The sequence below is a fragment of the Actinoplanes sp. NPDC051633 genome (assembly GCF_040681735.1).
GTDB lineage: Bacteria > Actinomycetota > Actinomycetes > Mycobacteriales > Micromonosporaceae > Actinoplanes.
The window spans coordinates 1-8,903 of sequence record NZ_JBFAZH010000204.1; the positions used below are offsets into that span (position 1 = coordinate 1).

At 68.9% G+C, this 8,903-nt stretch carries 7 protein-coding genes; 4 read left to right on the plus strand and 3 right to left on the minus strand.

The annotated features are described in order from the left end of the window. Window positions 1-826: septum site-determining protein Ssd (ssd, locus tag AB0M20_RS14365; RefSeq protein ID WP_364298079.1), on the minus strand; the 826-nt coding region annotated here is incomplete at its 3' end. Between the two features lie 213 nt (window positions 827-1,039). On the opposite strand from ssd, the gene AB0M20_RS14370 reads away from it, so the two are divergent. Beyond that, window positions 1,040-1,411, plus strand: a complete 372-nt coding sequence (locus tag AB0M20_RS14370; RefSeq protein ID WP_364298081.1) for an STAS domain-containing protein — start codon at window positions 1,040-1,042, stop codon at window positions 1,409-1,411. Between the two features lie 317 nt (window positions 1,412-1,728). Further along, a complete protein-coding gene (locus AB0M20_RS14375) occupies window positions 1,729-2,532 on the plus strand; it encodes an HAD-IB family hydrolase (RefSeq protein WP_364298083.1) in 804 nt (267 codons plus the stop codon). Window positions 2,533-2,833: 301 nt separating this feature from the next. Here AB0M20_RS14375 and AB0M20_RS14380 read toward each other — a convergent pair whose 3' ends face one another. Both AB0M20_RS14380 and AB0M20_RS14385 read right to left on the minus strand, forming a co-directional pair. After that, window positions 2,834-3,319 (minus strand): PH domain-containing protein, encoded by a 486-nt coding sequence (locus tag AB0M20_RS14380; protein ID WP_364298085.1) that lies wholly within the window; start codon window positions 3,317-3,319, stop codon window positions 2,834-2,836. A 93-nt stretch (window positions 3,320-3,412) separates the two neighbouring features. Continuing rightward, a complete protein-coding gene (locus tag AB0M20_RS14385; RefSeq protein WP_364298087.1) occupies window positions 3,413-4,150 on the minus strand; it encodes an oxidoreductase in 738 nt (245 codons plus the stop codon). A 210-nt stretch (window positions 4,151-4,360) separates the two neighbouring features. Here AB0M20_RS14385 and acs point away from each other — a divergent pair, with 210 nt between their 5' ends. Beyond that, a complete protein-coding gene (gene acs, locus AB0M20_RS14390) occupies window positions 4,361-6,349 on the plus strand; it encodes an acetate--CoA ligase (protein WP_364298089.1) in 1,989 nt (662 codons plus the stop codon). A 155-nt stretch (window positions 6,350-6,504) separates the two neighbouring features. Then, the gene (locus AB0M20_RS14395) at window positions 6,505-8,874 is read left to right on the plus strand and encodes an immune inhibitor A domain-containing protein (protein ID WP_364298091.1); all 2,370 of its coding nucleotides are present in this window, start codon (window positions 6,505-6,507) and stop codon (window positions 8,872-8,874) included. The last annotated feature ends 29 nt before the right edge of the window (window positions 8,875-8,903 follow it).

An 8,903-nucleotide genomic window follows, 5' to 3' on the forward strand; every position in this document is an offset into this window, starting at 1 on the left:
GCGCGCCGATCATCGCGGACACCCGTTTCGCCGCCGCCACCGCGCGCAGCTCGGCCGGCACGACGATCAGGACCCGGTGGGCGGCCTGCAGGGCCAGCACCGCGGCGTCGTCCAGCCGCCGCGGCACGTCGATCACCACCACGTCCCGGCCACGACGGGCCGCGTCGAGCGTCGCCTCCATCGCCTCGAGCGGGACCGACCCGCCCGCCCGGTCGAAGGACAGCAGCACGAGATCACCGCGGCTCGGCAGCGCCCCCAACAGGGCCGGCGGGTCCACCTGCCCGCCGGTCCGAGCCAGCGCCGGCCAGCGCAGGCCGTCGACCGCTTCCCAGCCCAGCAGCAGGTCGAGCCCGCCGCCGAGCGGGTCGGCGTCGACCAGCAGCGTGCGCCGGCCACTGCTCACCGAGGTGACGGCCAGACCGGCCGCCAGGATGCTGGCGCCGGCGCCACCCCGGCCGCCCGTCACGGCCAGTACGCGGGCCCGGGGCATGCGCCTCGGCGATTCCGCGAACCGGTCGACGACCCATGCCTCCGCATCCGGGAGCACCGCGACGTGTTCGGCGCCCAGCCGTTGAGCGGCACGCCAGTCTCTGTCCGAGACTTCGTCCGGTCCGACGATGATCACGCGTTCCCGGCGTGGCAGACCGGCCCGGGCGCACGCGTCCACCTGGTCGGCGCCGATCACGACGAGCGGCGCCGCGCCGTATCGCGGGCGTGCGGCGGCCGGGTCGGGTGCCACGTCGACGTCGGTGCCGCCGGCTGCGGCCAGGCGTAACAGGTCGTCGAGAAGGTCGGGGTCGGCGGTGAGCACGAGTGGCAGGCGCATCGCGGAGGCCTCCTGGTGAGCGGGTGGGCTCACACCGTGGCGCGTCCGGCGGCTCGGCGTCGGCGGAGATCGGCTTCCTGTGGATAAGTCAGTCGGCTGTGGATAACTCGTACCCGCAGGGGTTCTTCTGCTACCGCGCGAGGGACCTCGCAGGGAGTGCGGCGGGCGCTGGTTGGGTATGTTGTTCCGGCACACGGACTCGATGGAGTTGGTATGGAGAACCCGATCCAGAGCACCTTCGCCGACGGCACGGCCACGGTGGCGCTGCTTGGTGAGATCGACTTCTCCAACGCCGACGAGGTGGCGGACGGCATCCGCGAGGCCGTCGCCGAGTGGCGGCCGCTGGTGCTGCGCGTGGATCTCAAGGCCGCGGCGTTCATCGACTCCACCGGCCTCGGCGCGTTGATCGAGGGATACCAGGCGGCCACCGAGGCGCAGACCACGTTCATGGTGGCGAACCCGACGCCGAACTTCCGCCGGGTGCTGGCCGTGACCGGGCTGACCGAGCTCTTCGGGCTGAGCGCCGTCGACGCTTCGGAGGAGCCGGCCATCGATTTCGAGACGTCCGAAGCGACCGGGGCGTAGAAGACGGCCCCCGTCGGGGGAGACAGGGGCCGTCCTTGGATTCGGCTCCGGGGGGGTCGAGCCGAATCGACTCGGTGATCGCGGGGGGCGCAACCACCGAGAGCAGGCGAATGCAGATCACAATCTGCACGGAACGCGACCGCCACGCGAGCAACGTGAATCCCAGTCGCAACACAAGCATGCCTCAGTCGAGGGCCACCGTCGAGTCCCCGACGTCACTGAGTGCGACGTATCTGGCACTTTCTTTCCGTAACCTGCGGTGATGGCGACTGTGGACGACGACGACCCGGCGTGGCGAACCGCTACACTTTCGGCCCGTGGGGCGCAGCGCCGCGTTTTTCGACCTCGACAAGACCGTCATCGCCAAGTCCAGTGCTTTGGCCTTCGGACGGCCGTTCTATCGTGATGGCCTGATCAGCCGACGTGACGTGGTGAAAAGTGCCTACGCCCAGTTGATGTTCCGGCTGGGTGGCACCGACGAGCAGACCATGGCTCGCACCCGCGATTATCTGGCCGCTCTGTGCAAGGGCTGGCACGTCGAGCAGGTCCAGCAGATCGTGGCGGAGACGCTGGAAGAGCTGATCAACCCCTATGTGTACGCGGAAGCCGCCACCCTGATCGGCGAGCACCAGGCGGCCGGTCGCGACGTCGTGCTGGTCTCCGCGTCCGGCGACGAGATGGTCCGGCCGATCGGCGAGCTGCTCGGCATCACCGACATCATCGCGACCCGGATGAGCATCACGGACGGCCGCTACAGCGGCGAGGTCGAGTTCTACGCGGCCGGCGAGAACAAGGCCGACGGGATCCGCGCGCTCGCCGCCGAACGCAGCTACGACCTGGCGGAGTGTTACGCATATTCGGATTCGAGCAGTGACCTTCCGATGCTCGGAGTGGTCGGCCACCCCAGCGCGGTGAACCCGAGCCGTACGTTGCGTCGCGTCGCCGTGGAGAATTCCTGGCCGATCCTCGCCTTCCGCAACCCGGTCCCCCTCGGCCGGCGGCTGCGCGACCGGCCCGCCGTCCCGGTGGCGGCCGCCGCCCTGAGCGTCGGCGTCGGCGTGGCGATCGGGATCGCGATCTACGGCCGGCACCGCAGGCTGAAAACCGCCCCGGCGGGGTAATCCGAGAGGCCAGACAAGTGTCTGACTGATCCGGTTAGTCCAACTTTGGGAGCCGAACCCATGGCGATCAAGGCGGCGACGGCGTAGAAAGAACGAGCGGGATACGAGAGATCGGATTCCGTGCACGGCCACCGGGAACCCACGCGCGATCAGCCACGGTAGGCACGTTGCGGCGGGACCTCGGCACCGCGAGAGCGGGGCAGGAGGACTGTCGACAACGACCCAGGTGCACGCTTGATAACCCGGTCGGACGAGCGAAAGAACGGCGCCGCGAGGCGCCGTTCTTCATGTCCGAGGTTGGTTATGCGTTGACCGCGGCCAGGTGGCGGTTGCGCAGCTCGTGATAGACGGCGCGAAAGACCTTGGGGCGGGAGTGGAAGTCGACACCCTGCGCCCACAGCTCGGTGTCCACGCATCCGCCGTCGCGCCGCTCGATCAGCACGGTCATGCCGCTCTCGATCTCCCACGGCCCGATCCGATGGGTGGCCTTGTGCAGCCGGACGTGCGCGATCTCCTGCCATCGCAGCGTCCGGGTCCGGAACAGGCCTTGGATCCGCAGGCCGGCGGGGCTGAGGTAGGCGCCCATCTGGAGGATCCGCCACGAGCCGAGCACCCAGACGACGGCCAGCGCGCTCGCCATCACCCGGAGGGCGTGCCAGCCGAGCCCGAAGGTGTCGATGCTGGTCCAGCCGAGCAGGACGAGCGCCACCGCCTCCCAGCCGATCACGAGCCAGCGGCCGGTGCCGACGGTGTAGGGGCGCACCCAGTTCTCGCTGCTAGGAGGCACGCAAAAAAGTATGCCAACCAAGCTAGGGACGAAATGGCGCTATTCCGACATCGACGCAGAACGTCTCCAACCGGGTGAGTCCCACCTGGGTCGTCAGGCGTTCGCAAGCACTCCGTCGCCGATGGCCGTGAGCTCGTCGGCGCCGGCCGTCACGGCCGCCGCGTAGTGCCGCAGCCACGAGCGCACACCGTCCGGCGTGCCGGTCGCGTAGGCGCCGGACGCGCCCACGTACTCCGGCTCGCGCGCCAGGTGACCGACCTCGGCCGCGACCAGACCGCGCGGATCGAACCCCCGGCTGATCAGCGTGAGCCGGGCGGCCGCCCGGGCCACGACGCCGGCCGGCCCGGCGAACGGGCGCACGGTCAGCAACTCCGCGTGGACGATCGCGGCCAGCAGCAACGGCGGCGTGGTCTCGTTGCCGGCCACCAGCGCGGTGAGCGCGTCGATCCGGTCGGTGCCACCGGCCGGGCGGCCCAGATCGTCGGCGGGCACAACGCCATGCGCGGCCAGCACGTGCAACCGCGCGAGCACCTGGCGGGGCGCTCGAGGCCACAGGTCGACCAGCGCACCGAGGCCCTCGGCGACCCGGAGCGCGCCCTGCACCACCGGATCGGTCACCGTGCCGGCGCGCACCTCCTCCGCGTCGTACCCGTGGCCCTCCAACGCCGCGCTGGCCACCGCCGCGCGCAAGCTGACCTCGGCCGCGACCCGGCCACCCTGGCGGCGCAACGCGCGATGCCGGAGCGCGGCATCGACGCCGGCACGCGCCTCGTCGAGGGCGGGCGCCACATCGGCGAGCTGGAGCAACGGAGCAAGCGGGTCGGCGGGCACGCGTCTACGGTAGCGGGCAAAGAATCCGAAACGATTGGTGCGCGAAGCCGCTCGAATACGGCAAGATTCGATCAGCAAGAAGCAGCCTGCGGCCAACCGGCGCTCGGTGAACGCCATCGAGCGCGCTACTCGTCGCAACCCTCGCCGGGCCCGTCGCCCGGAACTAATGTGCACATGAAAGCCCCGGTGAACGGCAGAGGAGCCGCCCTCATGAGCAAGAGCCTGGAGAACCTTTACTCGGAGACGCGGCAGTTCCCGCCGCCGGAGGCGCTGGCCGCGCAGGCCAATGTGAAGAGTGACGCCTATGATCGGGCGTCCGCGGACCGGATCGGCTTCTGGGAGGAGCAGGCCCGCCGGCTCACCTGGGCCAAGGAGTGGAACCAGGCGCTGGACTGGTCGAACCCGCCGTTCGCGAAGTGGTTCATCGGCGGCGAGCTGAACGTCGCCTACAACTGTGTGGACCGGCACGTCGAGGCGGGCCGCGGCGACAAGGTCGCGATCCACTGGGAGGGCGAGCCCGAGGGCGACACCCGCGCGATCACCTATGCCGACCTGCTCAAGAGCGTCAGCCAGGCGGCGAACACGCTGACCGAGCTGGGCATCCGCGCCGGCGACCGGGTCGCCATCTATCTGCCGATGATCCCCGAGGCGGCGGTCGCGATGCTGGCCTGCGCCCGGGTCGGCGCGACGCACAGCGTGGTCTTCGGCGGGTTCTCGGTGGACGCGCTCTCCACCCGCATCCAGGACGCCGACGCCAAGCTGGTGATCACCGCGGACGGTGGGTACCGGCGCGGCAAGCCGTCGGCGCTCAAGCCGACCGTGGACGAGGCCGTGGCGCAGTGCCCGAGCATCGAGCACGTGCTGGTCGTCAAGCGCACCGGCGAGGACGTGGCGTGGGGCGAGAAGGACCTGTGGTGGCACGACACGGTCGAGAAGGCCAGTCCCGAGCACCAGGCCCAGGCCTTCGACAGCGAGCATCCGCTGTTCATTCTCTACACCTCGGGTACGACCGGGAAGCCGAAGGGCATCCTGCACACCACCGGCGGCTATCTGACCCAGACGTCGTACACGCATCACGCGGTCTTCGACCTGAAGCCGGAGACGGACGTGTACTGGTGCACCGCCGACATCGGCTGGGTGACCGGGCACTCCTACATCGTCTACGGCCCACTCTCCAACGGCGCGACCCAGGTGATGTACGAGGGCACGCCGGACACCCCCCACAAGGGACGGTTCTGGGACATCGTCGACAAGTACAAGGTGTCGCTGCTCTACACGGCGCCGACGCTGATCCGCACGATGATGAAGTGGGGCGACGACATCCCGGCGAAGGCCGATCTGTCGTCGCTGCGCGTCCTGGGCAGCGTCGGTGAGCCGATCAACCCCGAGGCGTGGATGTGGTACCGGAAGAACGTCGGCCGCGACCGCACCCCGATCGTGGACACCTGGTGGCAGACCGAGACCGGCGCGGTGATGATCTCCCCGCTGCCCGGCGTGACCGCCGCCAAGCCCGGGTCGGCGATGACCGCCCTGCCCGGCATCGTCGCCGACGTCGTGGACGACGAGGCCAACCCGGTGCCCGACGGCGGCGGCGGCTTCCTGGTGCTGACCGAGCCGTGGCCGTCGATGCTGCGCACGATCTGGGGCGACGACCAGCGGTTCATCGACACGTACTGGGCGCGCTTCGGCGCCGGCAGCGGCAACGGCGACAAGTGGGTGTACTTCGCCGGCGACGGCGCCAAGAAGGATGACGACGGCTCGCTGTGGCTGCTCGGCCGGGTCGACGACGTCATGCTGATCTCGGGCCACAACATCTCCACCACCGAGGTGGAGTCGGCGCTGGTGTCGCACCCGTCGGTCGCCGAGGCCGCCGTGGTCGGCGCGACCGACCCCACCACCGGTCAGGCGATCGTGGCCTTCACGATCCCGCGGGGCAATGTGGACGCCGAGGGTGACGCGGGCGAGGAGCTCATCAAGGACCTGCGCAACCACGTGGCCAAGAAGCTCGGGCCGATCGCCAAGCCGCGGCAGATCATGCTCGTGGCGGAGCTGCCGAAGACACGGTCCGGGAAGATCATGCGGCGGCTGCTCAAGGACGTCGCCGAGAACCGGTCGCTGGGCGACGTCACCACGCTGCAGGACTCCGCCGTGATGGACCTGATCTCGTCGGGAATGAAGGACGCGAAGTCCGAGGACTGATACGTTCCGGCCCTGCCATCTGCCTCGCGCTATGGCAGGGCCATAACGTGTAACCGACAGCTATCAATCTGCATCCTCGCTTCTCATAGATCTCCATGCCTGCATACGTTCACTTCAAGCCCCTATCCCCGGGGTGCTTCCAGTGGAGGTATGTAGTGCGCAAAGTGGTCGCAGGACTGCTCGGCGCCGCCATGGTCACCAGTGTCGGCGTGATGTCGCCGGCGATGGCCCAGGCGGCACCGCCAGATACAGCACCGGCATCCGGTCAGACCGCCCGAGTCGATGACCACCCGAACCGGCTCGAGGAGAAGCGTCGCGAGCTGCGCCAGGAGGCCGTGAACGGTGTCCTCAAGGGCACGGTGAAGACGGAGAAGCGCGGCAAGAGCACGGTGGCGAAGGTCGGCAAGACCAACGGCCGCGCGATGAACGGCCGCGCCGCCGGCACCGCGGGCCGCGACCAGTACGTCGAGCTCGGGCGTGAGCAGACCGACCGGATCTTCGTGATCCTGGCCGAGTTCGGCAACGAGCGGCACCCGGATTTCCCGGACGTGGACAGTGACCCGGAGACCCCGGGCCCGCTCACCTGGGACGGCCCGCTGCACAACCAGATCCCGCAGCCGGACCGCAGGGTCGACACCAAGACGATCTGGCAGCCGGACTACAACCGCGAGCACTTCCAGCAGATGTATTTCGGCGAGGGCGCGGGCGTCGAGTCGCTCAAGACCTACTACGAGACCCAGTCCTCCGGGCGGTACAGCGTGGACGGTGAGGTCACCGACTGGGTCAAGGTCAAGTACAACGAGGCCCGCTACGGCCGCGACTGCGACATCAACGGCAACTGCACCGACGCGTTCACCTGGGAGCTGGTGAAGGACGCGGCCAACAAGTGGGTCGAGGACCAGCGCGCGGCCGGCCGTACCGACGCTCAGATCAAGGCCGACCTGGCCACCTTCGACGTCTGGGACCGGTACGACTACGACGGTGACGGCGACTTCAACGAGCCGGACGGCTACCTCGACCACTTCCAGATCGTGCACGCCGGCGGCGACAACGCCGACCAGGCGATCCAGCAGGGTGAGGACGCGATCTGGTCGCACCGCTGGTTCGCGTACCAGAACCAGCCGGTCGGCCCGCCGCAGAACCAGAACGGTGGCACCCAGATCGCCGACACCGGATTCTGGATCGGTGACTACACCGTGCAGCCGGAGAACGGCGGCCTGAGCGTCTTCGCCCACGAGTACGGCCACGACCTTGGCCTGCCGGACGACTACGACACCAGCGGCGGCCTGAACAACAACAGCGAGTTCTGGACGCTGATGGCGCAGAGCCGGCTCAGCGGCGCGGGCGAGCCCAACGGCACCCGGCCCGGCGACCTCGGCGCGTGGAACAAGATGCAGCTCGGCTGGCTCGACTACGAGCTGGTCGTGGCCGGTCAGAAGAAGACCATCAACCTCGGGCCACAGGAGTACAACACGGCCAAGGCTCAAGGCGCGGTCGTGGTGCTGCCGGACATCGAGAAGACCACCGATATGGGTGCGCCGTTCGCCGGCGCGAAACAGTGGTTCTCCGGCAACGACAACAACCTGCACAACACGCTGACGAAGTCGGTCGACCTGACCTCGGCGACCACCGCGTCGTTCGACCTCAAGGGCCGCTACAACATCGAGGAGAAGTTCGACTACCTGTACTTCGAGGCCTCCACGAACGGCAAGGACTGGACCGCGCTCGACGGCACGGTCAACGGCGAGCCGATCGGCGTGGACGGCTCCAAGCCGCCGCGGCCGGCCCTCGACGGCGTCAGCGCGGACTGGGCGAGCATCTCGATCCCGCTGACCCAGTACGCGGGCCGGCGGATCCAGCTCCGGCTGCACTACGCGACCGACGGCGGCCTGGCACCGGGTGGCTTCTTCGGCGACGACCTGACGGTCACCGTCAACGGCACGGCGCAGTCGGTGGACGGCGCCGAGGGACCGCTGACCTGGGCGGCCGCCGGATTCTCGACACTCGGCTCGACGTTCACCGCGTCGTACGACAACTTCTACATCATGGGCAACCGCAGCTACGTGTCCTACGACAAGTACCTGAAGACCGGCCCGTACAACTTCGGCTGGACGCCCGACAAGCCGTACCTGTCCGAGCACTTCGCGTACCAGCAGGGCCTGCTGATCTCGTACGCCAACTCGTACTGGAAGGACAACAACACCAACGTCCACCCGGGCGAGGGCCGCAACCTGATCATCGACTCGCACCCGCAGGCGATCTACAACATCGACGGTCAGCCGTTCCGGTCGCGGGTCATGCTCTACGACGCCCCGTTCAGCCTGACCAAGGCCGACTCGTTCACGCTGCACGTCGCGGGCAAGCCCTCCTACATCCGGGGCAAGGCCGCGCAGCCGCTGTTCGACGACACGAGGTCGTACTTCGACCCGGCGATCCCCTACGCCGGCGTGAAGCTGCCGGCGGTCGGCGTCAAGGTCCGCGTGATCGAGCAGAGCGGAACGTCGCTCAAGATCCGCATCAGCTGAATCGCCTCGGCTGAGAACGCACTGAGAGC